The 1,141-nt window shown below is 62.8% G+C and carries 1 protein-coding gene; it reads right to left on the bottom strand.

Going from position 1 to position 1,141, the window contains the following annotated elements:
- Positions 1 to 307: 307 nt before the first annotated feature.
- On the bottom strand, positions 308 to 919 hold the full coding sequence (locus AC1DW9_RS36655) for a LysR family transcriptional regulator (RefSeq protein ID WP_476768740.1): 612 nt from the start codon (positions 917 to 919) through the stop codon (positions 308 to 310).
- Positions 920 to 1,141: the final 222 nt, after the last annotated feature.

Genomic DNA, 1,141 nt, shown 5'->3' on the forward strand with positions numbered 1-1,141 from the left:
GGGTGGAGCAGCCCGGTAGCTCGTCAGGCTCATAACCTGAAGGTCGTCAGTTCAAATCTGGCCCCCGCAACCAAATCAAATATCAAACCCCGTCTCACATAAGAGGCGGGGTTTTCTGCGTTCTGCGCTCAATCTCGCGCCACAGCGCCGCAAAGCACCGGTGAACTGCGGCGCTAAACGGCGGCTGAGGAGTCAGCATCGTGGCTGTATCGTCGGTCGCACTCGCTTTAACGCGCTGCGGCGAGCCCTGACATGGTCTCGCGAAACCAGCGATGCGCCGGGTCGTGGTCATAGGATCGATGCCAGATCATGGCGACGTCTGATCGTTGGTGGTGTGGAGGCGGCGCCGCTTGTGGTGATTAGAGCCTTCAGTGAGAAGGCCCGCGGCACGCAGATGCAGGCGGTGCCCGTCGAGCAGCTCGAGAATGGTGAAACGGTCGATCGCGCGAACCTGAATGCGCACTCTGGGCGCGATTGACGCCAGCAGTGCCATCAGCCGCGGCAGGAGCGGCACTTCAACACTGTCGGGCATCCCCAGCAGAAAGACGCGCTCGGGCTGAAGCGGATCGAAACTCTCTCCCTGAAGCAGCGTCCCCTGGATCATCGACAGCGCTTCGCGGATCGGCCCGGCAAGCCGCAGGGCGCCTGGGGCCGGCCTGATCCCAACGGGAGCGCGGATGAACAGATCGTCCCTGAACAGCCTGCGCAATCGGTTGAGCACATGGCTCATGGAAGGTCGGCCTATGCCAATGCACTTGGCCGCGCGCGTGACACTGCCTTCAGACAGAAGCGCATCAAAAGCGGGCAGCAGATTGAGGTCGAGTCTGCTCAGATTGATGTGATCTATTGCATTGGTTGACCCTAGAGCTCTATCGCTGAAAGGCGATCGCAACCCTTGGGCACGCCACCGGCCCGCCACGCGGGACGGCTTCCCAATTTCTGGAAGGGGACAGGAAATGTCGATCGAACAGGGCATCAAGCAGCGTGGGCTGCAGCTGCCCGCCGTGAAGACCCGGGCGGCGACCTATGTGCGCGGGGGGCGAGGTCCCGACCGGAAAGGTCGGCGCAGGCGTCTCGACTGAACAGGCCGCGGAGCATGCGCGCCTCGTCGGCCTGCAGCAGCGTGCGATCCTTCTGGAAG

It is taken from the genome of Allobosea sp. P4_E12, assembly GCF_056401655.1.